This window comes from Saccharopolyspora sp. NFXS83 (genome assembly GCF_026241095.1).
Taxonomy (GTDB): Bacteria; Actinomycetota; Actinomycetes; order Mycobacteriales; family Pseudonocardiaceae; genus Saccharopolyspora_C.
This window is the reverse complement of record NZ_JAPFGB010000002.1, coordinates 199,527-225,118: the sequence shown is the minus strand read 5'-3', so window position 1 is coordinate 225,118 and position 25,592 is coordinate 199,527. Positions and strand designations below refer to the sequence as shown.

Annotated in this window: 27 protein-coding genes; 10 read left to right on the top strand and 17 right to left on the bottom strand. The window is 72.6% G+C overall.

Annotation, left to right across the window (positions count from 1 at the left end; genetic code table 11):
- Window positions 1-205 precede the first annotated feature (205 nt).
- The gene (locus OOZ19_RS03270) at window positions 206-1,372 is read left to right on the top strand and encodes a carboxylate-amine ligase (RefSeq protein ID WP_266088057.1); all 1,167 of its coding nucleotides are present in this window, start codon (window positions 206-208) and stop codon (window positions 1,370-1,372) included.
- Window positions 1,369-2,385 (top strand): iron-containing redox enzyme family protein, encoded by a 1,017-nt coding sequence (locus tag OOZ19_RS03265; protein WP_266088055.1) that lies wholly within the window; start codon window positions 1,369-1,371, stop codon window positions 2,383-2,385. Before OOZ19_RS03270 ends, OOZ19_RS03265 begins: the two co-directional genes overlap by 4 nt.
- On the opposite strand, the gene OOZ19_RS03260 is transcribed toward OOZ19_RS03265, so the two are convergent.
- The 5 genes from OOZ19_RS03260 to OOZ19_RS03240 all read right to left on the bottom strand — a co-directional run bounded on the left by OOZ19_RS03260 (window position 2,382) and on the right by OOZ19_RS03240 (window position 5,930).
- A complete protein-coding gene (locus tag OOZ19_RS03260; RefSeq protein WP_266088053.1) occupies window positions 2,382-2,609 on the bottom strand; it encodes a CDGSH iron-sulfur domain-containing protein in 228 nt (75 codons plus the stop codon). The genes OOZ19_RS03265 and OOZ19_RS03260 overlap by 4 nt on opposite strands.
- On the bottom strand, window positions 2,596-3,255 hold the full coding sequence (locus OOZ19_RS03255; RefSeq protein WP_266088051.1) for a HemK2/MTQ2 family protein methyltransferase: 660 nt from the start codon (window positions 3,253-3,255) through the stop codon (window positions 2,596-2,598). Before OOZ19_RS03255 ends, OOZ19_RS03260 begins: the two co-directional genes overlap by 14 nt.
- Before the next feature lie 25 nt (window positions 3,256-3,280).
- Window positions 3,281-3,847 (bottom strand): hemerythrin domain-containing protein, encoded by a 567-nt coding sequence (locus tag OOZ19_RS03250; RefSeq protein WP_266088049.1) that lies wholly within the window; start codon window positions 3,845-3,847, stop codon window positions 3,281-3,283.
- A 29-nt stretch (window positions 3,848-3,876) separates the two neighbouring features.
- Window positions 3,877-4,353, bottom strand: coding sequence for a hypothetical protein (locus OOZ19_RS03245; RefSeq protein WP_266088047.1), 477 nt, complete (start codon window positions 4,351-4,353; stop codon window positions 3,877-3,879).
- Window positions 4,354-4,442: 89 nt separating this feature from the next.
- Complete coding sequence (locus OOZ19_RS03240; RefSeq protein WP_266088045.1) at window positions 4,443-5,930, bottom strand: FAD-dependent oxidoreductase; 1,488 nt, start codon at window positions 5,928-5,930, stop codon at window positions 4,443-4,445.
- A 182-nt stretch (window positions 5,931-6,112) separates the two neighbouring features.
- Between OOZ19_RS03240 and OOZ19_RS03235 the strand changes: the two genes are divergently transcribed.
- The gene (locus tag OOZ19_RS03235; RefSeq protein ID WP_266088043.1) at window positions 6,113-7,567 is read left to right on the top strand and encodes a glycosyltransferase family 39 protein; all 1,455 of its coding nucleotides are present in this window, start codon (window positions 6,113-6,115) and stop codon (window positions 7,565-7,567) included.
- Between the two features lie 150 nt (window positions 7,568-7,717).
- Here OOZ19_RS03235 and OOZ19_RS03230 read toward each other — a convergent pair whose 3' ends face one another.
- The 4 genes from OOZ19_RS03230 to OOZ19_RS03215 form a co-directional block, all read right to left on the bottom strand.
- Window positions 7,718-8,611: a dihydrodipicolinate synthase family protein gene (locus OOZ19_RS03230; protein ID WP_266088041.1), complete on the bottom strand. Its 894-nt coding sequence runs from the start codon at window positions 8,609-8,611 to the stop codon at window positions 7,718-7,720.
- Window positions 8,612-8,785: 174 nt separating this feature from the next.
- Window positions 8,786-10,045 carry a trans-sulfuration enzyme family protein gene (locus OOZ19_RS03225; RefSeq protein WP_266088039.1) on the bottom strand — a complete coding sequence of 420 codons (1,260 nt, stop codon included), beginning with the start codon at window positions 10,043-10,045 and terminating at the stop codon, window positions 8,786-8,788.
- A gap of 96 nt (window positions 10,046-10,141) precedes the next feature.
- A complete protein-coding gene (locus tag OOZ19_RS03220; protein ID WP_266088036.1) occupies window positions 10,142-11,761 on the bottom strand; it encodes a phospholipase D family protein in 1,620 nt (539 codons plus the stop codon).
- 88 nt (window positions 11,762-11,849) lie between these two features.
- A complete protein-coding gene (locus OOZ19_RS03215) occupies window positions 11,850-12,716 on the bottom strand; it encodes an SDR family oxidoreductase (protein ID WP_266088034.1) in 867 nt (288 codons plus the stop codon).
- Window positions 12,717-13,504: 788 nt separating this feature from the next.
- Between OOZ19_RS03215 and OOZ19_RS03210 the strand changes: the two genes are divergently transcribed.
- Window positions 13,505-13,732, top strand: a complete 228-nt coding sequence (locus OOZ19_RS03210) for a hypothetical protein (protein WP_266088032.1) — start codon at window positions 13,505-13,507, stop codon at window positions 13,730-13,732.
- 127 nt (window positions 13,733-13,859) lie between these two features.
- On the opposite strand, the gene OOZ19_RS03205 is transcribed toward OOZ19_RS03210, so the two are convergent.
- Complete coding sequence (locus tag OOZ19_RS03205) at window positions 13,860-15,110, bottom strand: MFS transporter (protein WP_266088030.1); 1,251 nt, start codon at window positions 15,108-15,110, stop codon at window positions 13,860-13,862.
- A gap of 468 nt (window positions 15,111-15,578) precedes the next feature.
- On the opposite strand from OOZ19_RS03205, the gene OOZ19_RS03200 reads away from it, so the two are divergent.
- The 4 genes from OOZ19_RS03200 to OOZ19_RS03185 are packed head-to-tail and all read left to right on the top strand — an operon-like array spanning window position 15,579 to window position 18,017.
- Window positions 15,579-15,899 (top strand): hypothetical protein, encoded by a 321-nt coding sequence (locus tag OOZ19_RS03200; protein ID WP_266088028.1) that lies wholly within the window; start codon window positions 15,579-15,581, stop codon window positions 15,897-15,899.
- A 3-nt stretch (window positions 15,900-15,902) separates the two neighbouring features.
- The gene (locus OOZ19_RS03195; protein ID WP_266088026.1) at window positions 15,903-16,781 is read left to right on the top strand and encodes a S8 family peptidase; all 879 of its coding nucleotides are present in this window, start codon (window positions 15,903-15,905) and stop codon (window positions 16,779-16,781) included.
- Window positions 16,782-16,793: 12 nt separating this feature from the next.
- Window positions 16,794-17,030: a hypothetical protein gene (locus OOZ19_RS03190; RefSeq protein ID WP_266088024.1), complete on the top strand. Its 237-nt coding sequence runs from the start codon at window positions 16,794-16,796 to the stop codon at window positions 17,028-17,030.
- A 45-nt stretch (window positions 17,031-17,075) separates the two neighbouring features.
- Complete coding sequence (locus OOZ19_RS03185; RefSeq protein ID WP_266088022.1) at window positions 17,076-18,017, top strand: cyanobactin maturation protease PatG family protein; 942 nt, start codon at window positions 17,076-17,078, stop codon at window positions 18,015-18,017.
- A 452-nt stretch (window positions 18,018-18,469) separates the two neighbouring features.
- On the opposite strand, the gene OOZ19_RS03180 is transcribed toward OOZ19_RS03185, so the two are convergent.
- Together OOZ19_RS03180 and OOZ19_RS03175 are read right to left on the bottom strand one after the other, a co-directional pair.
- The gene (locus tag OOZ19_RS03180) at window positions 18,470-18,718 is read right to left on the bottom strand and encodes a hypothetical protein (protein WP_266088020.1); all 249 of its coding nucleotides are present in this window, start codon (window positions 18,716-18,718) and stop codon (window positions 18,470-18,472) included.
- A gap of 260 nt (window positions 18,719-18,978) precedes the next feature.
- The gene (locus OOZ19_RS03175) at window positions 18,979-19,986 is read right to left on the bottom strand and encodes a 1-aminocyclopropane-1-carboxylate deaminase (RefSeq protein ID WP_266088018.1); all 1,008 of its coding nucleotides are present in this window, start codon (window positions 19,984-19,986) and stop codon (window positions 18,979-18,981) included.
- A 249-nt stretch (window positions 19,987-20,235) separates the two neighbouring features.
- Between OOZ19_RS03175 and OOZ19_RS03170 the strand changes: the two genes are divergently transcribed.
- Window positions 20,236-20,691, top strand: coding sequence for a hypothetical protein (locus OOZ19_RS03170; RefSeq protein ID WP_266088016.1), 456 nt, complete (start codon window positions 20,236-20,238; stop codon window positions 20,689-20,691).
- Here OOZ19_RS03170 and OOZ19_RS03165 read toward each other — a convergent pair.
- Genes OOZ19_RS03165 through OOZ19_RS03150 form a run of 4 tightly spaced genes read right to left on the bottom strand, consistent with a single transcriptional unit; the run spans window position 20,625 to window position 24,220 of the window.
- Window positions 20,625-21,755 (bottom strand): sulfotransferase family protein, encoded by a 1,131-nt coding sequence (locus OOZ19_RS03165; protein WP_266088014.1) that lies wholly within the window; start codon window positions 21,753-21,755, stop codon window positions 20,625-20,627. The two genes, OOZ19_RS03170 and OOZ19_RS03165, sit on opposite strands and share 67 nt — an antisense overlap.
- Before the next feature lie 10 nt (window positions 21,756-21,765).
- Window positions 21,766-22,545, bottom strand: a complete 780-nt coding sequence (locus OOZ19_RS03160) for an SDR family oxidoreductase (protein ID WP_266088012.1) — start codon at window positions 22,543-22,545, stop codon at window positions 21,766-21,768.
- Window positions 22,542-23,711 carry a hypothetical protein gene (locus tag OOZ19_RS03155; RefSeq protein ID WP_266088010.1) on the bottom strand — a complete coding sequence of 390 codons (1,170 nt, stop codon included), beginning with the start codon at window positions 23,709-23,711 and terminating at the stop codon, window positions 22,542-22,544. Before OOZ19_RS03155 ends, OOZ19_RS03160 begins: the two co-directional genes overlap by 4 nt.
- A gap of 32 nt (window positions 23,712-23,743) precedes the next feature.
- Window positions 23,744-24,220 carry a nuclear transport factor 2 family protein gene (locus OOZ19_RS03150; RefSeq protein ID WP_266088008.1) on the bottom strand — a complete coding sequence of 159 codons (477 nt, stop codon included), beginning with the start codon at window positions 24,218-24,220 and terminating at the stop codon, window positions 23,744-23,746.
- Window positions 24,221-24,366: 146 nt separating this feature from the next.
- On the opposite strand from OOZ19_RS03150, the gene OOZ19_RS03145 reads away from it, so the two are divergent.
- The gene (locus tag OOZ19_RS03145; protein WP_266088006.1) at window positions 24,367-24,936 is read left to right on the top strand and encodes a thymidine kinase; all 570 of its coding nucleotides are present in this window, start codon (window positions 24,367-24,369) and stop codon (window positions 24,934-24,936) included.
- Window positions 24,937-25,224: 288 nt separating this feature from the next.
- Here the strand turns inward: OOZ19_RS03145 and OOZ19_RS03140 are convergent, their stop codons facing one another.
- Entirely contained in the window at window positions 25,225-25,506 is a 282-nt protein-coding gene (locus tag OOZ19_RS03140; protein ID WP_266088004.1) for a hypothetical protein, read from the bottom strand.
- Between the last annotated feature and the right edge of the window lie 86 nt (window positions 25,507-25,592).

The following is a 25,592-nucleotide window of genomic DNA, read 5'->3' as shown; positions in this document are numbered from 1 at the left end:
GGCCTGCGCCGGGAAGCGGTTCCTCGCGGCGCTGGTGCGGGGTCGCGGCGGGCGGGGCACGACGTGCGCGGAACGAGCTCGGAGGGGAGCGCGATGCGCGGAGACGCCGGATCGGGTTCCGCTCGGCGGGCCTGGCAGGTGTGAGCGTCGCGTCGCGGGGTAAGCGTCGGAGTGACACGACCCACGACAGGGGAGCGCAGGTCGTATGGACGGCTCCGGCGAGGGAGCCTCGATCCCCGGCGTGACCGCGGGGGTGGAGGAGGAGTTCCTGCTGCTCGACCCGCACACGGGCCAGGCGGTGCCGAAGGCCGCGGCGGTTCTCGCGGACGCCGCACCGGCTCGCGGGGAGGAAGCCGGGACGCTGCAACCGGAACTGCTGCGCAGCCAGGTCGAGGCCGCCACCGGCCGGTGCACCACGTCGGCGCAGCTGCGCGCGCAGCTCCGGGACGCCCGGCACCGCCTCGCCCGCGCCGCCGTGCGGCACGGTGCGGTGCTGGTGTCGTCCGGGACGCCCGTGGCCGACGGCCCGCCGCCCGGGATCACCGAAGGCGACCGGTTCGGCCGGATCGCCGAGGAGTACGCGGCGGTCGTGACCGGCTACCAGGCGTGCGGCTGCCACGTGCACGTGGCGGTCCCGGACGAGGAGAGCGCGGTCGCCGTGGTCAACCACCTGCGCCCGTGGTTGCCGACCTTGCTGGCGCTGTCGGCGAACTCGCCGTTCCACCGCGGGCGGGACACCGGCTGCGCGAGCTGGCGGGTGGTGCAGCAGCTGCGGTTCCCCGGCGCGGGAGTACCGCCGCACTTCGAATCCGCCGCGGCCTACCGGGAGCAGGTGGCGCGGTTGGTCGAGTGCGGGGCGCTGATCGATCGCGAGATGTCGTTCTGGCTGGTCCGTCCCTCGCCGCGCCTGCCCACGGTGGAACTCCGCGTCGCCGACGCGCTGCCCACCGCCGCGGACGCCCTCGTCCACGCAGTCCTCGCCCGAGCGCTGGTGCGCACCGCGCTCGACGAGGTGGCGCGAGGGCGGCCCGCTCCAGCGGTGCGCGACCAGGTGGCGGCGGCTGCGGTGTGGGCCGCGGCCCGGTACGGCGTGACGTCCTCGCTGGTCGACCCGGTCCGGGAACGGCGGGTGCCCGCCGCGGTCCTGCTGCGGGAACTCGTGGAGCGGGTGACTCCGGCGCTGCGCGAAGCCGGGGACGCGGACGTGGTTCCGGAACTCCTCCGCGGCCTCGCCCTGGGCGGCGGCGCGGAACGGCAGCGCCGGGCGGCGGCGGGCGGGACTCGCTCCTTGGTGCGCGCGCTCGCGCAGGCGACGTCGCCCGGTTCGGCGGACGACGAAACGACCCCGGAAGCGATCGAGGAGAGCACATGACCGTCCCGGCCTCCACCACCACGTCCGCCGTGCTGCCGCGACCGCGCGGGCCGCTTTCCGAAGCGGTCGTCTCCGCGCTCGGCGCGCCACCATCCCGTCCGGTGGCGCTGCCCGCACGGGACGCGGTGGACGCGGACCCGTTCGGCGACGACCTCGCGCTGGCCCTGCACACCTGCTACGAGCTGCACTACCGGGGCTTCGCGGGAGTCATGCCGGACTGGGAGTGGGACGCGGACCTCCTGCGCTGGCGCAAGGGGCTGGAAGACCGCTTCCGGCAGGCGCTGCGCGACGGCGTCGCGGGCGGTGATGACGTGGACGGCGAGCTGGCAGGGCTGCTGATCGAGCCGGTGCCCGGCGACGGCCCCTCGCACCACCTGCGCGACCGGGGGAGCTGGGGGCAGCTGCAGGAGTACTTCGTGCACCGCTCGATCTACCACCTCAAGGAGGCCGACCCGCACGCCTGGGTCATTCCGCGCCTGCAGGGGCAGGCGAAGGCGGCGCTGGTCGCCGTCGAGTTCGACGAGTTCGGCGGGGGCCGGGGCGAGGACGTGCACGCGCAGCTGTTCGCCGACCTCCTCGGCGCCGCCGGACTGGAACCGGGCTACCTGCACTACCTCGACGTGGTGCCCGCGCCGCAACTCGCGATCGTGAACCTGATGTCGATGTTCGGCCTGCACCGGGCGCTGCGCGGCGCGCTCGTCGGCCACTTCGCCGCCGCCGAGATCAGCACCGCGCCCAGCGCGAGGCGGCTGGTGAGCGCGCTGGACCGGTTCGACGCCCCGGAGGCGTGCACCCGGTTCTTCACCGAGCACGTCGAGGCCGACGCCGTGCACGAGCAGATCATGCGCCACGACGTCGTCGGCGATCTGCTGGCCCGCGAGCCGGAGCTCGCCGCGGACGTCGTGTTCGGCGTCCAGGCCACGGAACTGCTCGAAGGCGCGCTCGCTGAGCGGTTGCTCGGTGCGTGGCGGGCAGGGCGCAGCTCGCTCCTCCACCCGCTGGAGGCGGCCTAGGCCGTCCCGTCGTCCGGTGGGCGGCGCTCGCGGCGCCGGTGGCTGGTGTCGCAGAGCGGGAAGCGGCGACTGCGCCGGCAGGCGCACACGGCCACGACGAAGCGGTCGCAGCGCAGGACGCTCCCGTCCGCCGCCACCAGGTCCACGGGGCCGTCGACGAGCACGGGCCCGTCCGGGACGACCCGGACCCGGCGGCGGTCCGCCCGGGGCTCACCACCGGTCACCTCGGATCACCACCAGTTCCTCCACCCGCTGCCCGGGGGCGATGAGCCCGCGGGCCTCCAAGTAGCCGGCCCGCTGCCGCAGCACGGGTCCGAACGGTTGCGCGCGGCGCGCGGCGATCGACACGTCCAGTCCCGCCGCGGCGAACCAGGAGACCGTTGTGTCCACATCGGACAGATCGGACTGCACGAGCAGGACTCGGCCTCCTGGAGCCAGCAGGCCCGGTGCGGTCGCGCACAGCGCGTCCAGCACCGCACGTCCGTCCGGACCGGCGTCCCAGGCCCGCGCGGCGCCCCGGCAGGGCGGGGACTGGGCCGCAGACGGGACGTACGGGGGATTGGACACGACCAGGTCGAACCGCCGCGCCCCGAACTCCTCCAGCGAGCCCGCCCGCCGGACCTCGACGGGCAGGCCGCGGAGCCGGGCGTTGAGCCTGGCCGCGAGCACCGCGCGCGCGGACACGTCGATGGCGGTCACCAGCCCGGCTCCGGCGCGGGCGGCGGCCACCGCGAGCGCCCCGGTTCCCGTGCCGACGTCGAGCACCCGCGCCCCGGCCGGCACCCCGCTCCGGTGCAGCACCTCTTCGAGCAGCCGGGTATCCCCTTGCGGCCGGTACACACCCGGCGAGCTCAGCAGCCGCGTGCTCATCAGGGCCCGCTCCGCCCGGCGCGGCTCATCGGGATCGAACCGACAAGGCGTCCCGCAACCGGTCGACCATGCCCGCGCCCGGGGCCAAGATCTTGTTGGCGGGCGGGCGATCGGGCGCCGCCGGATGCGGTCGCGTGGGTGCCGCTTCCTTCGCCCGCAGGATCTTCTCGCCGAGTTCCCGGCGCTCATCGGCCGAGCACGCCTCGCGCAGCCGCGGCAGCAGGTCCTGCTCCTCGTCCTGGACGTGGTGGCGCACGTCGCCGATCAGCTGCCGGGTGAGGCGGTCGAACTCCGGATCGGTCGTCGCGGTGCTCTCCAGCCGCTTCATCACGACCTCGGCCTCGGCGTGCTCCTGGACCTCGTGATCGACGATCTCGTCGCCGTCGGCGAGCACGCGCCGCGCGGCGGGGTAGAGGTGCTGCTCCTCGGCCACCGAATGCCGCACCGGCTCGGTGATGGTGTGGTCGACCAGCTCGCGCCGCTGGGGTTCGGACAAGCCGCCGTTCTCGTAGTCGGCGAAGGCCCGGTCGACGGCGCGGTGGTCCTGGACGACGACGTCGATCAGGTCGTGGGCCGTCTGCTGCTGCACCATCGGTTCGCCTCCTGGTTCCGCGCGGTCGCTCATGAACGTCGATCCCGGCGCCCTGCGAAGGCGTCGAAGGTGAGGGCGGTGACGAGGCCGTAGGCCAGGTGCGGGACGAGGTCCATGAGCCAGCTCTCCGCGGTCCACTCGCGCGGATCGGTCACGCCCAGCGCGGACATGGGGGCCGTGCTGCCCGCGTTCGCCGTGACACCGGCGGCGAGGGCCAGCACCGGCAGCGGAGCACGCGCGGCCTTCGCCCGGACGCAGCCGTAGACGGCACCCACGCCCCCCTGCTCCGATGCCCAGCAGTGCCCCGAGGCCTGCCGTCGGTTGTCCCGAGCCGACGCGTCCTCGCCGGGAACCGGCCGGAAGTGCTGCTCGACCTCTTGCACCGTCCGCTCGGGACTGGTGCTGCTAGGCCGGGCCCGAATCGCCATGTCCAGGTAGGTCGCGGTGTTGAGCGCGGTCGTTCCGGCGGCGCCCGCCAGCGCGCCGCGCACCAGTTCGCCCAGCACGTGCACCTCCTCGGTGGTGGCCCCGGGTCCACACCCCTCGTTCTAGGCCGGGTCGCACCAGGGTTCCTCGTCGCTCGCAGGGGAAAACCTCATCGCTCCGGCTCCTTGCGCGGCAGCGGGCGGACGGCCGGGCCCTCCAGCACGGTTCCGTCCACGTCGAACCGCGAGCCGTGGCAGGGGCAGTCCCAGCTGCGTTCGTCGTCGTTGAACCGCAGCAGGCAGCCCAGGTGGGTGCATCGCAGGGAGACCGCGTGCGCGCACCCGTCCTCGTCGCGGTACACCCCGGTCAGGTCGGTGCCCGCCCGCACCACCCGGGCCGCCCCGAGCGGGACCTGCTCGACGGAACCGACCTCGCCCGCGGTGAGCCGGTCGCCGACGAAGGCGACGCCCACCCCGGCGTTCATCTTCGCCAGCCGGCCCGCGGACCGGGGCGAGACGCGACCGGGGTCGAACGGCTCCGCCTCCGGACCCGGCGTGCCGGTGAGCCGGTCGGCCAGCAGCGCAGCCGCCGCCGTGCCGCCGCACAGCCCCCACTTCATGAACCCGGTCGCCACGAACAAGCGCGTCGAGCCCGGCAGGTAGGGCCCGACCATCGGGAACCGGTCGTACGCCGTCGGGTCCTGCGCGGACCAGCGGTGCGTGATCTCCTCGACGGGCCAGTGCCGCCGGGCGAACTCCTCCAGCGCCGCGTACGGCGGCCGACCGGCGGGTGAACCCGTCGGATGGCTTTCCCCGCACACGACGACCGCCTCGCCGGCCGAGCGCAGCGACCGCTTCGGGGCTCGCACGTTGATCGCGAGCGGCAGCGGCTCGTGCGGGCCGACGCGGGCGGCGACGCAGTAGGAGCGCTCCGCTTCCAGCCGCGGGAAGTACAGGCCGCGGTCCAGGACCGGGTAGTGCGTGGCCACCACGACGCGCTCCGCGCGCACGGTCCCGCCGGTCGTGACGACCTCGCACGGAGCCCCCTGCCGCACGTCGAGCGCGCGGGTGTCCTCGAAGACGGCGCAGCCGTCGTCCCGCAGCGCGCTGGCGAGCCCCGCCGCGTATTCGACCGGCTGGAACTCGATCTGGTCGGCGAGCCGGACCGCGCCCGCCACCGGGAACGGCAGCCCGGCGGCGCGGTCGAGTTCGACGGGCAGCCCCGCTTCCCGCGCGGCGGCGGCCTCCGCGTCGATCGCCTCGGTCTCCGCCGCGTCGGCCGCGTAGGTGCAGGCGGGGCGCCGCCGCAGCGCGCACTCGATCCGCTCTTCCGCCGCCAGCGCGGCTACCCGCTCGACGGCGTCGGCGCACACCGCGGCGTAGGCGGCGGCGGCCTCCGGGCCGCGCTGGGATCGGATCGTCGAGCACATCGTGGCCTGCAGCGCGGTGACCTTCGCGGTGCTGGACCCGGTCGCCCCGGAGCCGACCCGCCCGGCCTCGACGACGGCGACGCGGGCTCCCGCGCGCCGCAGCAGCAGCGCGGTGGTGAGCCCCGTGATGCCGCCGCCGAGCACCGCCACGTCGAAGTCCCCCGCCGCGGCCACCGGCGGGACCCGCGCGGGAAGCCGGGCGGTGTCCCACCACAACGATCGCGACATCGGCGGCTCCTCCGGAGTTCGCTGCTGATGGCCCGCGTGGACTCCTTCGCACTGGAAAGCGGACGCCGCCGAGGCCTTCCCGCGGGGAGCGGGCGGCAAACGGGCCCCCGCACTTGACCGTGCCGCCGCGGCATGGTGTTCGCTGGGTTCGCTGATCGCGGGGAGACGGGAGCGGGCACCTGATGGAGATCTCGCGGCCGGCGTGGGCGCCGGTGTCGGTCGTCGCCGGTGTGGTCGCCACCGCGCACCTGGCGCTGGCCGCCGTCCCGCGCCGGTGGTTCGACGAGGACCTGATGCTCACGATCGGTCGCCACCACCTCGACTGGGGCGCGGTCGACCAGCCGCCGCTGACACCGCTGCTGGCCCGGTTCGCCGACGCGGTGGCGCCGGGGAACCAGGTGGTGCTGGCGTTCCCGGCGGTCCTGGCCACCGCCGCCGCGATCGTGCTGGTCGCGCTGATGGCCCGCGAACTCGGCGGTGACCGGCGCGCTCAGGTGCTCGCCGCGTCGGGGCAGGCGACGTGCGTGGCCGCCGCCCAGTTCGGGCACTGGCTGACGCCCTACACCCTGGAACCCGCGCTGTGGGCGGGGTTGTTCTGGTTGCTGCTGCGGTGGATCCGGGTCCGCGACGACCGGCTGCTGCCGGTGTTCGGCGCGGTCGCCGGGATCGCCGCGCAAACCCGGTTCCAGGTGCTGGCGCTGGGGATCGTGCTGCTGGGCGCGGTCGTGCTGGTGGGGCCCCGCGCGTTGCTCCGCCGCCCGCTGCTGTGGGCCGGTGTGGTGCTGGCGCTGCTGATCGCGGCTCCGACGCTGGGCTGGCAGGCGGCCCACGGCTGGCCGCAAGCGGGCATGGCGCAGGTGGTTGCGGGGGAGAACGAACTCATCTACGGCGGCCGGACCCTCGTGGTGCTGCACGGCGTCGCCGTCACCGGGCCGCTGACGCTCGGGCTGGCGGTGTGCGGCCTGGTCGCGCTCTGCCGGGAGGCGCGGTGGCGCGAGCACCGGTTCCTCGCGGTGGCGTTCGCGCTGCTGGTGGCCGCCGTCGTGCTCGGTTCGGGCCGCCACTACTACCTGATCCCGCTCTGGTCGCCGTACGTCGCGATCGGCGCGGTGGCGTTGCAGCACCGGAGGGAAGCGGGGGCGCGGCGGCGGGCGTGGCCGGTCGTGGCGTTCAGCGCGGTGCTCGCCACGGGCGCGTTGGTGTTCACGTCGGTGATGGCCTCGCCGCGCTTCGCCGACGAGCTGGCGACCGCGACCGCCCGCGCCTACGCGGACCTCCCCGCCGAGCAGCGCGCCCGCACCGCGCTCGTGGCGACGCCCTACGTCTACGCGACCTACCTCGACGCGGCCCCGCCGGAACTCGGACTGCCACCCGCCGCGAGCACCAACCGCGCCTACGGCTGGTTCCCGCCCCCACCGGAGCACCAGGACCGGGTGCTGTTCGTCGGCGACCTCGGGCGGCTGCGCCCGTGGTTCGCCGAAGCCCGCCCGGTGGCGGTGGTCGAGGCGCCGACACCGCTGGGCACCTACGGCGGTCTGGTCCCGGAACGCACGACGATCTGGCAGCTCACCGGCCGCACCGCTGCCTGGCCCGTCATCTGGGAGGACCTCCGCGACCTCACACTCACCCCGCGCTGATCGCGAGCCGTCGGAGCGGGACGTTCAGCGCTGCGCTCCGCGCGCGTGGAGGTCGGGCACTCCCGGAAGACCCCGTGCCGTCCGGGAACCTCCCCACGCCGGGGCGACACCGGCCGGCTCAGACGGCATCGGGCGCCGAGCGCCGGATGGTCACTGATGCAGATCCAGGGCGTGGACGACGCGGGCTGCTTCGGCGCGGTCGGCTTCGGGCAGGGCGCGTACGGGGCGGGGGAGGTTGGGGTGGGCGACGAGGCCGAGCTGTTCCGCGATCGCCGAGACGACGCGGAAGCTGCCGTGGCGGGTGAACAGCTCCCACAACGGGCGGAGTCGTTCGGACTCCGCGTTCGCGGTGGCGACGTCGCCCGCCCGCGCCGCGCGCGTGATCGTCAGGGCCGGTTCGGGCAGGGCTCCGGCCACGACCGAGTACCAGGCCTGGCACCCGGCGTTGAGGCCGGTCGCGGCCAGGGGGTCCCCGCTGACCCCGACCGTCACCGAAGCGGGCAGCAGCGATCGCAAGTGGGACACGCGGGCTTCGGCTTCGGCGGGCGCGGGTGGCACGCCGGGGATCTTGATCGAGGCGACGTTCGGCAGCTCGGCGATCCGGGCGTAGAGCTCGTCGGTGAAGGTGAAGTGCGTGGTGCCGGGGTTGTCGTAGACCACGAGCGGGACCGACAGCTCGCCGGTGACGTCCTCGTAGAGGCCGAACACCTCGTCGGCGGTCAGCGCCTGGTAGGACACCGGCGCGAGCAGCACACCCGAGGCCCCGGCCCGCTGGGCGTCCTCGGCCAGCGCGAGGACCTCGCGGGTGCGCAGCGCGCCGATGCCGGCCAGCACCGGGACGTCCCCGGCGTGCTCGACGGCGAGCCGCGCGGCGCGGGCGCGTTCGGCGCGGTCCAGGTACGGGTAGGAGCCCGTGGAACCGAGCGCGGTGATCGAGTCGACCCGCGCCGCCGCGAGCCGCTCGACGAGCCCGGCGAACGCCGCCTCGTCGATGCCGTCCTCGGCGACGGGCGTCAGCGGAAAAGCGCTGAGTCCGGTGAACATCCATCTCCCCTCAACATCCTTTGAGGACGGTACTCGCCTTGTGCGCTCGTGTTCCGCCGTGAACTCGGTGTTGTTGTTCGTCGTCTTGTCAGCGGCGGAGCCGCTGAGCAGTGACCACCAGAGTGACCGGCACCGCTGAGTTCCCGCCACCCGACCCACTACGCGAAGCCGTCCTCACGGGAATGTTCGACCAAGGGCGGTGCGGATGTCGGCGATGAGGTCGTCGGGGTCCTCCAGCCCGACCGCGAGCCGCAGGTGGCCGTAGCGCTGGAACGGTTCGGGGTAGTGCTCGTCGCCGCCGCGAGCACCGGCCGCGACGTGCACGATCAGCGTTTCGTCGTGGCCGAGCGAGACCGCGGAGGTGATCACGCGCAACGCGTTGACGAACTCGTTCTGCACCGCGGTGCCCCCGTCCAGCGCGAACGCCAGAACGGCTCCGTGGCCCCGGCCCCCGAACTGCCGGGTGGCGAGCTCGTGCTGCGGATGGCCGGGCAGACCGGGGTAGGCGACGAACGCGATGCGCGGGTCGGCGTCGAGGGCTTCGGCGATGCGCTGCGCGGAGCCGAGGTGCTGGCGCAGCCGCAGCGGCAGCGTCACCGATCCGCGCATGATGAGCCAGGCGTTGAACGGCGCGAGCACGCCGCCGACGTCCACCCCGGCGTCTCCTCGGATCTTCCCGACGAGCTCGTGCGAGCCGATCACCGCTCCGCCCGTGGCGTCGCCGTGCCCGTTGATGAACTTCGTCAGCGAGTGGATCACCAGGTCCGCGCCGTCGGCCAGCGGGCGGTACAGCGGCGGCGGGGTGAACGTGCCGTCCACGCTCAGCAGCGCCCCGCCGGTGTGCGCGATCTCCGCGACCGCGGCGATGTCGGTGACGGCGGTGGTCGGGTTCGCGATGGTCTCCACGTGCACCAGCCGGGTGGCCGGGCGCATCGCGGCGCGCACCGCGTCCAGGTCGGTGCTGTCGACGAACGTCGCCTCGATCCCGTAGCGATCCGGCAGCAGCTCGGCGAACAACCGCCACACCGCTTCGTAGGTCACCGAGGACACCACGACGTGATCACCGCTGCGCAGGTGCGTGAAGAACACCGCGTGCAGCGCGGCGACCCCGGTGGCGAACACCGCCGCCTGCTCACCGCCGTCGAGCGCGGCCAGCTTGGATTCCAGCGCGCGCTGGTTGACGTGCCCGTTGCGGGCGTACACCAGGCGGTTCGGATCCGACCAGCTCACCTCGGAAGCGTCCTCGGGCAGCAGGTAGGAGTTGGCCAGCACCAGCGGGGTGCGCAACGCTCCCGTGGCCGGGTCGATCGCGTTCCCGCCGTGCACGGCCCAGGTCGTGTCGGCGACCGTGGCGGGGTCGTGCTTGTCCGGAGCGGACATCCGGTTTCCCTTCGTCGAGCGCAGGACGGCGCCGAACGCGGTCGCCGAGGTCACCCGCAGCGCACCCGAGCCGCGTCCGGATCTCCAGTGTGTCAGCGACCCCTCACATCCCCGCCGTCCCGCCGCCCGGCGGGAGCTCGCCGGCGGACGTCACCACTGGTCCCGGCCGCGCAATCGGGCCGGTCGGCCGTCCGGGTCCATCACGACTCGTTCGACCGGAACCGCCCAGGCGCGGGTCAGCGGCGACACGGCGGGCCGCGCGTGACCGCGCAGGTGTCCCGGCGGGCGCGGAGCCGGTTCGGCTGCCTCGTGCCAGCGGTCGAGCCGGTCCGCGGCGCCGCGCAGCACGTCGGCTCCCTCCACCGGATCGGTCAGGTCCGAGGTGCGGCCGGGCTCGCGGCCGAGGTGCTCGCGCCACAGGCGCAGGCGCAGGTCCTGGGCGAACGCGCCGCCTCCGGGCTCCTCGTCGACGACCGCGGCCGTGAGCTCCGAGTCGTAGGCCCACGACCGCCGGTTCAGGTTCGCCGAGCCCACCGCGGCCCAGCGGTCGTCGACGACGCAGACCTTCGAGTGCAGGTAGATCGGCAGTCCTGCGGTGCTCTCCAGGTCGTACACGTCGACCCGGTCGCCGCCCGCCGCGCGCAGCAGGTCCAGCGCCTTGCCGTGGGCCACGCCGTTCGTGGCGATCTCCACGGTGCCGCCCTTCTCCGGGAGGCGCGGCACCACGGCGATCAAGCGCAGTTCGGGTTCGCGGCGCAGCGCCGCCGCGAACGCCTCGGCCACCACCGGTGACCAGAGGAACTGGTCCTCCACGTAGACCAGCCGCCGGGCGTGGCGCAGCGCCTTCACGCAGCCCCGCGCGACGCTGCGCTCGCCCTGCGGCGCGAACGGGTAGCGCGGCCGTTTCGCCGGGTAGGTGCGCAGCAGCTGCACCGAGCAGGTCCCGGCCCGTGGCGGCGGCGGGAGCCGGGTGGGCAGCGGTGCGGGCCGCCGCGGGCTCAGCAACCGGCGGGTCCGGGAGATCGGCCCGCGCCGGGAGGCCGCCGCGTCCGCCCACCGTTCCCGGAAGCAGTGCTCGACGTCGTCGACCGCTGGGCCGCGCACCAGCAGGTGCGCGTCGTGCCAGGCCGGGCGCGTGCCGTACCGGTCGTCGATCGAGGCCTGCACGTCGGGATCGCCGCAGTGGCGCTCGTCGTCGCGGCGGCTCGGGCACGGGTCGATCCCGCCGACGAAGGCGACGTCGGTGTCCGGGCGCCGCGGGCGGCGGATCACCAGGAACTTCTGGTGGTGGCAGCCGATCGGTCGCACCCGCTGGTCGAGCAGCGGCGCACCGCCCCGGCGCCGCAGCGCGGTGACGAACCGCCGGTTGTCCGGGATCAGGTCCCGGCGCAGCGTCAGGAACGGCCACCAGAACAGCGCGTGCACCGAGGCGCCGGCGTCCAGGGCGCGTGCCAGCAGCTCTCCCAGCGCGTGGCCCGCTTCGTCGAGGGGTTTGTCCCGGACGCCGATCCAAGCGGCGAGGAAGATCTGGTCCCCGGCGTGGACGTCGTCGAGCTCGGCCACCAAGCGCTCGAAGCATTCGGTGCCGTCGATCAGCGGTTGCGCGAGGTTGCCCGTCGACCACGAAGCCCTTTCCGGGCGCCGCCGGTCGAGGGCCGTGGCGGGGTTGTCGCGTTCCTCCGCCGTCAAGAACCAGTGCGCTGGTCCGCTTTCCGGGTCCTGGGGAGTCGTTCCGCCGCCCGGACGCGGGTCGTGGGGGAGTCCCAGCACGGGGCGCCGCTCACCGCCTTTCGCGTCGCCTCGCCGGACGACGTGGTCGTGGGCGCAATGCGAGGATTGCGCGCTGCGTCCTGCCAGGTCACCCCGGATGGGTCTCGCCGCCGACGGGTGCCAGGACCTCGCCGGTGTAGTAGCTGGAGAGCTGTTCGGCGGCGAAGAACACGTACGAGGGCGCGATCTCGTCCGGATGCGCCATGCGTCCCATCGGCACGTGCTCGCCGAAGCCCTCCACGGAGCTCTCCGGCAGGGTGGCCGGGATCAGCGGTGTCCACACCGGGCCGGGCGCGACGCAGTTGACCCGGATCCCCTGCTGCGCCAGCGATTGCGCCAGCGACATCGTGAGCACGTGCACCGCGCCCTTGCTGGCGGCGTAGTCGATGAGCGTCTTGTTGCCGCGCAGCCCGTTGACCGAACCGGTGTTGACGATCGCCGACCCCCGGGGCAGGTGCGCGAGCGCGGCGCGGATGAGCCAGAACGGGGCGTAGACGTTCACCTTGAAGGTGCGGTCGAACTGCTCGGTGGTGGTGTCGACGAACTCCTCCACCGGCGCCTGGGTCCCGGCGTGGTTGACCAGCAGGTCGAGCCCGCCCAGCTCGTCGGCGACCCCGTCGACGAGCTCCTGGCAGGCGGCTTCCGAGCCGAGGTCGGTCTTGTGCAGCTCGCAGCGGCGCTGCTGGGCGCGGACGAGTTCGGCGGTGTGCTCGGCGTCGGAGTCCTCCAGGTCCGCGTAGTAGGCGATGGCCACGTCGGCCCCTTCCTTCGCGAACGCCACCGCCACCGCGCGGCCGATCCCGGAGTCGCCTCCGGTGATCAGCGCGCGCTTGCCTTCGAGCAGTCCTCGGCCCCGGTAGTCGGCCATCTCGTCACGGGGAGCGGGCACCATCGCCTCGCTCGATCCGGGCGGGGTCTGCTGCTGCGGCGGGGGAGTGGAGTTCTGGTCGGCCATGATGGCGCCTCCTTCGTCGTGCGGTTCGTCCGGGCTCGCCCGGCACGTGGTCGCGCGGGATCGAGTGCCCCCAGTCCTTCGACGGCACGCGCCGCTCGTTCTCGCAGGCGTCGAGCCTGGCGCGCAGGTGGAACTACTCGGGCGTGGAGGTGAGCACGGTGCGGGTCGCGGTCCGCGCTTCCCAGCCGCCGCACCGGAATCCCATCCACCATGTGTTCTCGCCGACCGAGTCGAAGCCAGCCATGTTCTCCTCAACGGGGACGGGGTACTGGGCTGCCCCCGCCTACCCCGCCTGGAAGCGGAGTAATCCGATCGGAGGTCGGCGAGGGTGCCGCCGGACGCGCGGGCGGTCCGGACCGGCAGGAGCCGGTCGGTTCCCGCGTCGGGTGGCCCGGTCCGCACCCGCCCGGCGACGCGGTGCCGATCGATCCGCCTCCGCGCGCTCCGCACCGGAGCCCGCAACGGCTCCCCGAAGCGCGAACCGCGCTGGAACGTCCCGCGGAATTCCTGCGCACCGGCGCCGTCCCGGACGCCTGCGGCTGAGTTCCGCCGCCGAGTTGATGTTCGGGGGAGGTTTCCCCACACCCTCGGCCCCGGTGCGGGATCAGGCGGCCGGGGGCGCGCCGTTGCGGTCGACTTGGCGGGCGGGGCGGAACGGATTCCGGCCGCCGACCGGCCGGTGTGCCGTGCTGCGGAGGAATCGACGTGGTTCCCGCCCCGCTTCGGGAAGCGATTCCGGCCGAGTGTTCGGCCGGTGCGCGGTCATATCGGCTGACGAGAGGATCGTTGTGAAGAGGCTTGCGACCGGTGCCGCGATCGGGCTGGGAATGCTGCTGGTCACCGCGGCGCCCGCCGCCGCGGAGGGCTACGTCTACACCGGCAAGTGGTACGGCACCGCCGCCGCCTGCGAGAAGGCGTGGGCGGACGCGCACGGCGGCGGTGGCGGGACGAGCCTGGGCCACGAGTGCCGCCGCAACGGCGTCGGCGTGTACGAGCTGTGGGCCTACCAGCTCTGATGATCCGGTGCTGACCGGATGATGCGGCGAGGTTCCCGGCCGGGCCGGGAACCTCGCCGCACACCGAACTTCGCCGACGACGTCCACGAATCCGCTGCGGTGGAGCGACTTCCGGCGTCGGCCAGGTCTACTTCGCAGCTCGTTCCGGGTCGATGTCGGTGTCCGGGTGGACCGACTCCGACGCGGGAGGGCCGCCGCTGGTCTCAGGAGCCGTGAGCCACGCGCCCAGTGCGAGCACAGCGGTCAGGGCCGTCACCCCGAAGGCCACCTGGTACGAGATGGCGTCGGCGATCAGGCCCGTGACCAGCGGCCCCACGATCGCTCCGACGTCGGCGGCCATCTGGAACGCGGCCAGCACCGGGCCGCCCTTGCCCTTGCTGCCGAGCAGGTCGGCGACGGCCGCGTTCTGCGCCGGGTTGAGCAGTCCCGCGCCCACCCCGGCGACCAGCGACGCCACCAGGAAGACCGCGATGGAGCCGCTGAACCCCAGCGCCGCGGTGCCGACCACCGAGACGGCGAGCCCGAGCAGCGCCATCGGCTTCCGGCCGTGGCGGTCGGAGAACCGCCCGGACAGCATGATCACCGCCGCGTTGCCGACGGCGAACACCGACAGCGCCACCCCGGCCATCGCCTGCGTGGAGTGCAGCACCTCGACCACGAACAGCGGGATCAGCGCGATGCGCACGCCGAACACCGCCCAGCCGGTGCTGAAGTTGGACAGCATCGCCGCCCGGTAGATCCGCGACCGGAGCGCCTCGCGGACCGTCATCGCCGGGACGTCGTCCTTCACCGGCGCGGCCAGCGTCGACTTCCGCAGCAGCAGCCAGCCGACGAACGCGGCCAGGAACAGCGCTGCACCGTAGATCAGGAACGGCAGCCGCAGCGAGTAGCCGACCAGGAGGCTGCCGATGATCGGGCCGGAGACGTTGCCCAGCAGGAAGCTCGTCGCCCACAGCCCGGAGGCCCGCCCGCGCTGCTGCGGCGGCGACAGCCGCACCAGCAGCGCCACCACGGACACGGTGAACATCGTCGAACCGGTGCCGCCGAGCGCCCGGAACACCAGCAGCTGCCAGTACGAGTCGGCGAAGGCGCAGGCCGCGCTGCTCACGCCGACGATCGACACGCCCCACACGTAGATCGGGCGCTCGCCGAACCACGCCACGAGCCGCCCGCTCGCGGGGGCGAAGGCCAGCCGCATGAAGGCGAACGCGCTCACGATGAACGACGCCGCGGTCACCCCCACGTCGAACGAGGTCGCGAACGCCGGCAGCGCGGGGGAGACGATGCCCATCCCGATCGCGACGATGAAGCTGCCGGCGACCAGGATCCAGATCTCGCGCGGCAACCGCTCACCCGTGTCGGACCCGCTTGCCCGCATCGGCATCCCTGACCTCACGCCGCCTCGCTCCCGTTCGACGAACCGGACGCGATCGCACTCCGGCCAGAGGGGTAGAACCAGCGTGGAGGCCTGCGCATTCCCAGCAGGTGACGGGCCCTTGACAGCAGCGTCCGAGGGCATCCGGGGTGCGCGGCGCCCGGTGAGGTCCCGCCCGGCCGGAAATACGACCGAAGTCCCTGGATCCGGGTTTCGAGCGGGCTTAACGTCGTCATGTCTCCTCGGGGTGCCGCGCTCGACGCAGTGATCGGCGAGGACCGAAGGCGAACCGCCGTGATCACAAGGTGGCTTCGGCCTCCGCCCGCGGCCCGGGGAGCGAACTCCTACCCGGCTCCGCCGGGGATTCTGGGATGACCGATCTCCGGTGATCCCGAGGACGGTGGCGCCCGCAAGGCGCGCGGTTCGGTGCTCTCGGCGGAGAACTGCCATTCGGCTCGTAAGGGGGAAAGCATGGCTACTCTCACCATTCATTCCGTGATATGCCACGAGACGTCCGACGGCTTCGGCTCCGACGACCTGTTCATCAACTTCCGGGGCGAGCGGGTATTCGGCGTTCAGCAGATCGACGAGGGACAGACGATCAACCCCGGCACGGTCTCGAACTTCTCCGTCAAGGGCCTGGTCGACTTCTGGGAGCGCGACAGCGGCTCGGACAACGACTACCTGGGCGGGTTCTGGGTGCACCGCAATCAGGTGGGGCAGGGGGAGTTGAACGCGCAGCTTTCCGGCGACGACTCCAACTACGCCGTCAACTACGAGATCACGGCGTGAGCCGTGCAACCCGGTTCCGGAGCGCGGTCGCCGAGTCCGGTCGGGGCGCCGGATCCGCTCGGGCTGGTCTCCCTGCCACCGCTGATGCGGCGGACCCGCGGCCTGCCGGACCTCCGGGTCGGGCTGATCGACGGCGTGGTGCTCGCTGACCACCCCGGCTTCTCCGAGGCGAGGGTGGAAGTCCAGCCTGAGGGCCAGGGCGGAGGAGACGCGTCCGATCATGCGACGGCCGTGGCGGGCGTGCTCGTGGCCGATCGCGAGTCCGGCGCCCCCGGCATCTGCCCCGGGGCGACGCTGCTGGTTCATCCGATCTACGACGCGGCAGGGCCGGGTCGCGGGACGGCGGCACCGGACGAGCTGGCCGCGGCGATCGTCGGACTGGCCGAATCGGGTGCCGCCGTCATCAACATGAGCCTGGTGCTCGACCAGCGGCGCGGTGCGGCGCGTGTCGTGCGGGAGGCGTTGGACTACGCCTCCTCACGTGGCGTGGTGCTGGTGGCGGCGGCCGGGAACCGGGCGAGCGTCGGAGGCTCCACGATCACCGGGCACCGCTCGGTGATCCCGGTGGCCGCCTACGACCTGGCAGGGAACCTCGCGCCGTACTCGAACCTCGGCCACTCGATCGGTCGGCGCGGAGTGGGCGCGGTCGCGGAGGGACTGGTCAGCCTCGGAGCGGACGGCGGGTTGCGCCCGATCGGCGGGACGAGCGCCGCGGCGGCCGTCGTCGCGGGAGCGGTCGTGCTGCTGTGGTCGGAATTCCCGCGCGCCGCACCGGCGGAGGTCGTGCTCGCGGTGAACCGGTCCGCGCCGTGCCGACCGAGCGTGGTGCCGCCGCTGCTGGACGCGTGGGCGGCGCACGAGGTCCTGCGGACCGTGCGGTGAGGAGGGACGGACGTGGTCGACGACGACGAACCTCGGGTCGATCCCGAGGACGAGGACACCGAGCGCATCAGGAGACCTTCGCGGGTCGCCCTCCCGGCTTTCCTCTCCGAGGAGGACATCGGTCTCGGGGACGCGGTCAAGCGCGTCACCTACGCGGCGGGGGTGCGGCCGTGCCGCGGATGCGAGCGGCGTGCCGCCGTCCTCAACCGCTGGGTCGTGCTCTCCGGCAGGAGCGGCCGGAGGCGCTGAGGAGTACCCGGTGCGCGGATCTCCGATCGAGGAAGGAGCGAACTCATGGATGAGCGCGAGCTGCCCCCGCAGGCGGTGGAATCCCCGGCCGGGGCACGCGGCGGCGCGGCGGCGCGACCTCGCGACCCGATGCCGAGCCGACAAGCCCACGAGTGCGCGGCCTGCGGTCGCGGTGACGTCGTGGCGAGCGGCGAGAACGGGCGGGATGAGTTCTCGTCGCCGTACGTCTACGCGCTGGGCCGGGTCGAACCGCGCCTGCCGAGCCTGGGGGTGGAGAAGGAGTTCGCGCAGGTGATCGGTCAGGCCGACACCGCGGACCTGACCGATCGGGAAGCACTGCACGCCGTGCTGGCCGAGCCGCGCAACCGTTACCTGGCCAGGCACCTGTGCTACGTGTTCACCGTTCGAGAGCTCGAAACCTACGTCGTGCGTCCGCACGAGTCCGGCGACCTGCCGTTGCTCGTCGAGGCGTTGCGCGCCGCCCCGCGGTCGACCGATCTGCACGCGCTGATCGGCGTGCGGGGCCCGCTCGCCCCACCCGATCTCTGCAACGGGTTGATGATCCCGGTGGTGACGTTCGACCAGATCTACTCGTTCGACGCGGGTTCGCTCGTGCGCTCGCTGCCCAAGCCCGACGGGGTCGCGGAGGAACCGTTCCGCTCGGCGGCGGAGGAGTTGTTCGAGCGGGTCATGCACCTCGCCGACAACGCGGGTTCGTCCGACGAGCACCGGGCGTTGAACTACCTGGTCGTGCGCTATCCGAGCGTCTACGCCAAGACGGCGGAGGCCTTCGCGGAGGGGGCTTCGCTGACGGCGATCGAGACCCGGCCGTCGCGCCTGAGCGGGCGGATGCGCACCATCCTGGACGTCATCTTCTCGTACACCGGCCGCACGACCGATGTGACCGAGAAGTTCTTCGTCCGGGTCGACGTCACCGAGGAGTTCCCGTTCCTCGTCACCAAACTGTCTCCGTACTACGACCGATGACGCGGTCGGGAGGAGCGTGGCGCGATGTCATTGCCCGGCGCTACGGCGGACTACTCGCTCTACCGGACGAGACGGCACTACCGCGCGAGGGCAGGACCGGCCGGGGGTGAGGGCGCCGTCCACCCCGCGGACGCCTGCGTTGAGGACTGCGTGCGGGACTGCATGGCCATGGCGGACGGCGGCGACGTTTCCGGTGCGCTCCTCGAGCGGGAATGCCGGGTCCCCTGCACGAACTGGTGCCGCGAATCGCGGCTCCCGCAATGCGGGACCGGTGAGAAGTTGTGCAGGAGGCTGAACACGGGACAGCCCGAGTGCTGCCCGGAAACCCACGGGTGTTGCACCGTCTTCGACTGGCACGGAATCATCCCCAGCTTCAACGTGTGCTGCCCGCCTGGCCAGGAGTGCTGCCACGGCAACGGGTGCTACGTCCCCGGTGAACGGCAGTGCTCGGATCACGCGCTGTGCCGACTGGACCAGCAGGTGTGCGGCACGGACTGCTGCGACCCGGGGGAACGGTGCGAACCGAGCCTGGGCGGATGCGTTCCGGAGGCGGCGGTCAACTGCGGCGGCACGCTGTGCGTCCCGCCCGACGTGTGCCGGGCGGGCAGGTGCTGCCCGCCGGGTGCGGCCACGTCGTCGCAGTGCTGCCCGTCGGGGGTGAGCTGCCGGAACGAGTGCTGCCGCAGCGGCGAGATCTGCACCCGCCTGGGATGCCTTCCCCAAGGCGACTACTGCAACGAGACGACCGGGTGCCCGGCCGGGAAGTACTGCTGCGACAACATCAAGTGCTGCAACGAGGCCGGGCCCGCGGGGAGGCCGCGCGACCTGTGCGAGCCGTCCGCTGATCCCGAAGATCCGGAGCCCAAGTGCGTCACCCCGTTCCACTGACCTGGAGGGAGGGCGCCGGTCGGACGCAGGAGGCGGCCCCGGGCGTGGTCCGGGGCCGCCTCGCCGAGCCGGATCAGGCGAAGGCGCCCGCGTACGCGTTGAGCGCGGGCTGTCCGCCGAGGTGGGCGTAGAGCACGTTCGAGCCCTGCTCGATCTCGCCGTCGCGGACCAGGTCGATCAGCCCGGCCATCGACTTCCCCTCGTACACCGGATCGATGATCATCCCTTCCAGCCTGCCGCAGAGCCGGATCGCGTCGATCGTCGACTGCACCGGCACGCCGTAGAGCTCACCCGCCCAGCCCGCGAGCACGGTGATCTCGTCCTCGCGGAGCTCCCGGCCCAGCCCGATCAGCTCGGCCGTGGCGCGCGCGATCCGCGCGACCTGGTCGCGCGTCTTGTCCAGCGTCGCGGAGGCGTCGATGCCGATGACCCGGCGCGGGCGTTCCTGCCCGGCGAACCCCGCGATCATCCCGGCGTGCGTGGAGCCGGTGACGGTGCAGACGACGATCGTGTCGAAGAAGACCCCCAGCTGCTCTTCCTGCTGGGCGACCTCCTCGGCCCAGTTCGCGAAGCCGAGCCCGCCGAGCTCGTGCTCGGACGCCCCGGCCGGGATGCCGTAGGGCGTCCCGCCGGCGGCCCGGACCTCGTCCATCGCATCCTCCCAGGACCGGCGGATGCCGATGTCGAATCCGGCCGGGTCCAGCCGCACGTCGGCGCCCATGATCCGGGAGAGCAGGATGTTGCCGACCTTGTCGTTGACCGAGTCCGGCCAGTCCACCCACTTCTCCTGGACCAGCCGCGCCCCGAGCCCCAGCTTCGCCGCGACGGCCGCGACCTGGCGGGTGTGGTTGGACTGGTAGCCGCCGATGGAGACCAGCGTGTCGGCGCCGGAGGCGAGCACGTCCGGCACGATGTACTCCAGCTTGCGGGTCTTGTTGCCGCCGTAGGCGAGGCCGGAGTTGCAGTCCTCGCGCTTGGCCCAGATCCGGGCCCCACCGAGGTGGGCGGTGAGCCGATCGAGCGGGTGCACCGGACTGGGCCCGAACAGCAGCGGGTAGCGGGGGAAGTCGGCGAGGGACATGAAGCTCCTGCGTCTCGTCGGTGGCGGCTCCCTCCGGAGCCGCCGCACCTGCCGGGTGCCGGATCACCCGGCACCTCTGATCACCCGCCGATCTTGCGCGGCACCTCCGCCGCACGCCACCCCCGTTCTCGCTCCGCGGACCGCCTGGCGAATCCGCCGCAGGCCACCCGTTCGCCTGCGGGGCGCGCTGCCCGGTGAAATCCCAGTATCCATCAAAATGGTTTGACTGGTTACTCGGAGGTCCGCGGAATGGCCGATCGGATCGCTCCCGCCGATGCGGGGAAGCAGTCCAGCGCGGCGCCAGGTGACGCCGACGTGCGCAACACCGCGGTGCTGGTCGTGTCCACGGCGGTGCCGAACCTGGCCGATGGGTTGATGGGGCGCTACAGCGCGGTCGCCCGCCTGTTCAGCTGGGGCGCCATGCCGGTCGGGGCCGCGGTGGTCGGCCTGCTCGCGGAGTTCTTCGGCGTGCGGATCGCGTTCGCGGTGCTCGCCGCCGTGGTGTTGAGCACTGTCGTGCCGTTCCTGCGCACCGCGACCCCGGAAGTCCTCCGCGACGCGGAACGGGGGAGTTCGCGGACGAGGGCGGTTCACCGGTGGCGAGCCGGTGATGCCGGGTGCCGGCGGCTGCGGCCTCCTCAGCCCGCCGCCGGGAACCGGGACCTAACGTCCATTTCGGACAGTCCGAAGTCCGCGAGGCGGTAGCGGTGGGAGGGTTTGCGCGCGCCCGTGGTGCTCTCGGTGTGCAGGCGTCGCATCGCGGAATCGGCCTCGTCGCCGAGTTCCAGGCCGAAGTGGTCGTAGAGCGCGGCCACGGTGCCCAGCGGGTCGGCCACGAAGTCCTCGTAGTGCACGTCGTAGAACCGCGCCTGGTCGTGCTTCGCCCGCTCGGCGGTGAACGCCTCCAAGCCGCGGGACCACAGCTCCAGCTGGTCGCGACCGACGGTGCCGCCCCGGAACGTCTCCGACCAGTCGGCGCTGGCCTGAGCGTTGAGGCTGCACACCGAGGCGATCGCGACCTCGGGCGCGCGGTGGGTCTGCACGACCAGAGCGTCCGGGTAGACCTCCAGCAGGGCGTCCAGGGCGAACAGGTGGCTCGGGTTCTTCAGCACCCAGCGGCGGTGCCGATCGGGCAACCCGATCAGCTGGAGGTTGCGCCGGTGCCTGCGGTAGGCCGCCGTCCAGTCCTGGCCGGCCAGCCACCGGGAGTACGACGGGACGTGCGCGAGGCACTCGTAGGAGATCGAGCGCATCGACTGCCGCAGCAGCTGCCAGCACTCCTCGACCTCGTCGGCGGACATCGCGTGCACGCCGAGGAATTCGGGGTGCCGCACGTGGTACTGCCGGTATCCGGCTTGGACGTGCTGGAACACCGGATCGTGCGGCCACGTCTCGCGGGGCGGTCTCGGTTGTGGCGCCTCGGTCAGCCACACCTCCAGCCCCTGGTGCGCGGGGTCGGCGGTGAGCAGCCGGTGCAAGGCGGTCGTGCCGGTGCGGGGCAGGCCGGTGACGAAGATCGGGCGTGCGACGGGCACGTCGGCGTGCTCGGGGTGCGCCTGCCACGCGGACTCGCTGAGCAACCGGGCGATCAGCGCTCCCCGCAGGAAGGACCGGTGCACCTTCTCGCCCAGCGGTGTCAGGCCCGCTTCGCGTTCGTAGGAGTCCAGCAGCGCGGCGAGGCCTTCGGTGTAGTCGTCGGGGCCGAAGTCGTCCAGCCCGGTGCGCCGCGTCGCGGAGGCGTGCAGGTCGGACACGGTGCCCACGCTCATGAGGCCCCCTTCAGTGGTGGTACTCGCCGCCGTTGACGTCGAGGCACTGGCCGGTGATGGCGCGTGCCATGGGGGAGGCGAGGAAGAGCACGGCATCGGCGATCTCGTCCGGCTCGGGCAGCTTGCGCAGGTCGGTGGTCGCCGCCGTCTCGTCGTAGACCTGCTGCGGGTCCACGCCGCGTTCCTGCGCCAGGTGGGCGAAGTACCACTGCAGTGAGCCCGCCCAGATGTAGCCGGGGGCGACCGTGTTGACCCGCACGCCGCGCGGCCCCAGCTCGGTGGACAGGCTCTGCGCCATCGACAGCAGGCTCGTCTTCGCCATCTTGTACGCGCCGAAGGTCCGCCGGGAATGCCGCAGCACCGCCGAGTTGATCATCACGACGGATCCCTGCCGTTCCGCGAGCAGCGGTGCGCACTCGCGCGTCAACCGCAGGGAGGCGAACACCCCGGTCTCGAACCCGGCGCGCACCGCGTCGAGGTCGACGTCGAGCAGGTCGGTCATCGGCGGGATCGCGAACGCGTTGTTGATCAGGACGTCCAGCCGCCCGAAGGAGTCGGCCGCGACGTCGGCGAGCCGCCGCGCCGCGTCCGGCTCGGTGATGTCCACCGCCGCGGTGACGGCCCGCCTGCCCATCGCGGTGACCTCCTCGGCCACCGCGTCGAGCCGGTGCCGCGTGCGGGCGGCGAGCACCACGTCGGCACCCGCTTCGGCGCACCGCACCGCGAGCGCCCTGCCGAGCCCGGGGCCGATCCCGGACACCAGAACCACCTTGTCCCGCAACAACATCATCCGAGCATCCTCCAGGCCACCGCGGTCTGCCGCGCCGCGATCCGCTCCGCCCACTCGGCGGTGGTGACCTGCGAGCGCTCGTGGTGCGGGAGCTTCGCGGGCAGGTCGGCGACGTCCACCACTTCGATCTGGGGGCCATCGGCGGGCCCGAGTTCGCGGGACAGGCGTTGCCAGCGGATCTGCACGAATCCGCGGGAATGCCCCAGCCGTTCCAGCCAGTTCGCGACCCCGGGGTCGCGCTCGCTGATCACGAACCGGAGCATGCCGTCCGGGTCGGTCCGCGCCTGGTCGGCGGTGAGGCTGGTCTGGTGGTCGCTGTAATCCAGCGAGACGTACCACTGGCTGCCGAGCTGGATGCCCTGGTACGGCGCCTCGGAAGCGGGCACGGTGACGATCATGGCTTGGTCGTCGGCGAGGTCGTAGTGCCCAGCCGAGGAGAACTGCGTGGCCAGTCCGCCGGGCGTGCGCCGGGGCTCGGTCATCGTGTTCGCGGGCAGGTCCAGGTAGAACCACTCCGGGAACGCCAGGAACGTCCGCAGCCTGTTGAGCAGGATCTTGCCCGCGACCCCGTAGCGCTTCTCCAGCGTCGTGCGCTGCCGGGGCGGCGGTGCCGAACCGAGCCGGTCGGCGCGGTGGACGCGCAGCGTGCCGCGCCGTTCGGTGCTCCAGTCGCTGTAGACCTCGCGCACCACGAGCATCGCGGCTCCTTCGCCGAGCACCACGTACCCGGGTCCGGCCTTGGCGCGATCGGGCCCGAACCGCAGCTCGAACCGGCCGTCCGGGCCGATGTCCAGCTCGCGGTCGTCGAAGGCCGTGAGGCTGTCCGGCACCTCCACCGGCGAGTAGTCGCCGCCGAGCACCTGGAAGCTCAGGTCGCGGGTGGAGCCGCGCGTGCCGGTGACGACGTACTCGGCGTCGTCGCGCAGGTAGGCGTGGAAGTACAGCGCGTCGGGGTTGTCCAGCCCCATCTTGGTGTGCGGGCCGGTGGAGCTGACGAAGAACGGGAAGTCGCGCTCGTACGCCCAGGCCATCTGCAGCGAGGCGCGGATGCTTCCCGCCAGGTAGTCGTAGCCCTCGACCAGGTCCTGCTCGGTCCGGATGTGCGGTGCCTCGGCGATGACCTTCTCGGCTTCGACGACGGCGTCGGCGAACGGCTGGGTGAGCATCGACCGAGGGTAGAACTAGTTCTAGTGAGCGGTCAACGTCCGCGCCAGCGGTCGGCGGTCATCCGGAAGCCCGGCAGCTCGCCCAGCGCGACCACGTACTCGTAGGTGCGGGTGAACCCGGTGTGCCGGATGCGCCAGGCGCCGTCGTCGCCGCGCGCGTACCGGTCCTCGTAGAAGGCGGCGCCCTGGATCATCGTGTGGTCGTGCTCGGTCGCGATCACGGTGTCGGTGAAGCACCAGGTGCCGGTGGCGGTGTCGCCGTCGAGGTGGATCTCCGGCTGTTGCGCCGAATGCGCGGTGATGATGCCCGGGGTGAGCGTCTCGCGCAGGAAGCCGACGATCGCCTCGCGCCCGGTGCGCCGCACCGGGCCGCCCTGGACGGCCGTGCCGTACTCGGCGGTCGCATCGGCGGTCAGCGTGCCCGCGAGCTCGTCCCACTGCTTGAGGTCGACGCAGCGGAGGTAGCGGTACTTGAGCCGTTTGATCTCTTCGAGAGCCGCGATGTCCATCTCGGCAGTCTTGCGAGTCCGCCCGGCCAACGCAAGAACCTGTTCTATTTGAGGTAGTCGGACGAGTCTCCCCGGACGTCGGCTGCCGGAGGTCTCAGCCCTGCCGGATCGAGCTCGCCACGGCGCTTTGGCTAGCGTGTCCGGTCGTGGCGAAGCTCTACTTCCGGTACGGAGCGATGAACTCCGGCAAGTCGACGGCACTGATCCAAGTGGCGCACAACTACAGGGAACGCGGACAGCACGTCCTCGTGGTGAAACCGACGGTCGACACCAAGAGTCCGCAGGTGGTGTCGCGGCTCATGGTGAGCAGAGAAGTCGACCTCGTCCTGGACGAGGAGGCCGCCCTGCGCGATGCCGTTCTGGCCGCGGGCGCGCCGGACTGCTTGCTCGTCGACGAGGCGCAGTTCCTCACCGGGGTCCAGGTCGAGGACCTGTTCCGGCTCGCCGTGCAGGACGGGATCCCGGTGATCGCCTACGGGTTGCGCAACGACTTCCGCACCCGCGGGTTCCCGGGCAGTCTGCGGTTGATGGAGCTGGCTCATTCCATCGAGGAGCTCAAGACGATCTGCCGCTGCGGGCGCAAGGCGACCCTGAACGCGCGCACCGTCGGGGGCGCCTTCACGCGCGAGGGCAGCCAGGTCGCCATCGACGGCGAGGTCGGCTACGAATCCATGTGCGGTACCTGCTACCTGCTGAAGATCGGCACCTTGGGGTAGCGGCTCGGCGCGACCTCGGGCCGGGTGGCTGCGATCACGTCCTAGCAGTGCGCCGCCGTCGTTCCGTCCCGACCGCGAAAGCGGACGATCGAACCGATCGGCGGCATCCACGAGCGCCGCCCCCACGACGAAGACCTGACCGCCACGCGCCTTCGCTGAGAAGGTGGAGACCAGGCGTACATCGGCCCCATGATTCGGCCCCGCGTCGAGACCCGGGGCAACGGCCGACGGCGAGGGACCGGCGCGGCCGGAAAGGCATTCCCCGACTCGCAGCCGAGCTCCGTCCGGTCACCGACCGGACGGAGCGACATCCGACGCGTGTGGCAGGCCGTCGAGTTCGTCGCGCAACCTTTCCGCGTCGATGCGGCGGTGTTGGGCCTCGTACAGGTCGAGGGCCCGTTCCCAAGCCCCGCGGGCTCGGGGCTGGTCGAGTTCGACGAGGTTGCGGCCGAGGTGTTCGAGCAGGTCGGCTTCGGACGAGGTGTCGCCGAGCTCCCGAAAGAACTCGAGAGATCTTTCGTAGTGGGTCACGGCCTGCTGGGCCTGATGGGCGATGTACCCCAGGCTCATCAGCGCGGCACCAGCGCCCCTGCGGTCACCTGCAGCAACGGATCGCTGGAGCGCGGGGGTCGAATCCGATTCGCTCCAGGTGGTGG

Coding starts and splice junctions, on each gene's coding strand:
- OOZ19_RS03270 (WP_266088057.1), top strand. CDS start 206: ATGGACGGCTCCGGCGAGGGAGCCTCGATCCCCGGCGTGACCGCGGGG.
- OOZ19_RS03265 (WP_266088055.1), top strand. CDS start 1,369: ATGACCGTCCCGGCCTCCACCACCACGTCCGCCGTGCTGCCGCGACCG.
- OOZ19_RS03255 (WP_266088051.1), bottom strand. CDS start 3,255: ATGAGCACGCGGCTGCTGAGCTCGCCGGGTGTGTACCGGCCGCAAGGG.
- OOZ19_RS03250 (WP_266088049.1), bottom strand. CDS start 3,847: ATGGTGCAGCAGCAGACGGCCCACGACCTGATCGACGTCGTCGTCCAG.
- OOZ19_RS03240 (WP_266088045.1), bottom strand. CDS start 5,930: ATGTCGCGATCGTTGTGGTGGGACACCGCCCGGCTTCCCGCGCGGGTC.
- OOZ19_RS03235 (WP_266088043.1), top strand. CDS start 6,113: ATGGAGATCTCGCGGCCGGCGTGGGCGCCGGTGTCGGTCGTCGCCGGT.
- OOZ19_RS03230 (WP_266088041.1), bottom strand. CDS start 8,611: ATGTTCACCGGACTCAGCGCTTTTCCGCTGACGCCCGTCGCCGAGGAC.
- OOZ19_RS03215 (WP_266088034.1), bottom strand. CDS start 12,716: ATGGCCGACCAGAACTCCACTCCCCCGCCGCAGCAGCAGACCCCGCCC.
- OOZ19_RS03205 (WP_266088030.1), bottom strand. CDS start 15,110: ATGCGGGCAAGCGGGTCCGACACGGGTGAGCGGTTGCCGCGCGAGATC.
- OOZ19_RS03200 (WP_266088028.1), top strand. CDS start 15,579: ATGGCTACTCTCACCATTCATTCCGTGATATGCCACGAGACGTCCGAC.
- OOZ19_RS03185 (WP_266088022.1), top strand. CDS start 17,076: ATGGATGAGCGCGAGCTGCCCCCGCAGGCGGTGGAATCCCCGGCCGGG.
- OOZ19_RS03175 (WP_266088018.1), bottom strand. CDS start 19,986: ATGTCCCTCGCCGACTTCCCCCGCTACCCGCTGCTGTTCGGGCCCAGT.
- OOZ19_RS03170 (WP_266088016.1), top strand. CDS start 20,236: ATGGCCGATCGGATCGCTCCCGCCGATGCGGGGAAGCAGTCCAGCGCG.
- OOZ19_RS03165 (WP_266088014.1), bottom strand. CDS start 21,755: ATGAGCGTGGGCACCGTGTCCGACCTGCACGCCTCCGCGACGCGGCGC.
- OOZ19_RS03160 (WP_266088012.1), bottom strand. CDS start 22,545: ATGATGTTGTTGCGGGACAAGGTGGTTCTGGTGTCCGGGATCGGCCCC.
- OOZ19_RS03155 (WP_266088010.1), bottom strand. CDS start 23,711: ATGCTCACCCAGCCGTTCGCCGACGCCGTCGTCGAAGCCGAGAAGGTC.
- OOZ19_RS03150 (WP_266088008.1), bottom strand. CDS start 24,220: ATGGACATCGCGGCTCTCGAAGAGATCAAACGGCTCAAGTACCGCTAC.
- OOZ19_RS03140 (WP_266088004.1), bottom strand. CDS start 25,506: ATGAGCCTGGGGTACATCGCCCATCAGGCCCAGCAGGCCGTGACCCAC.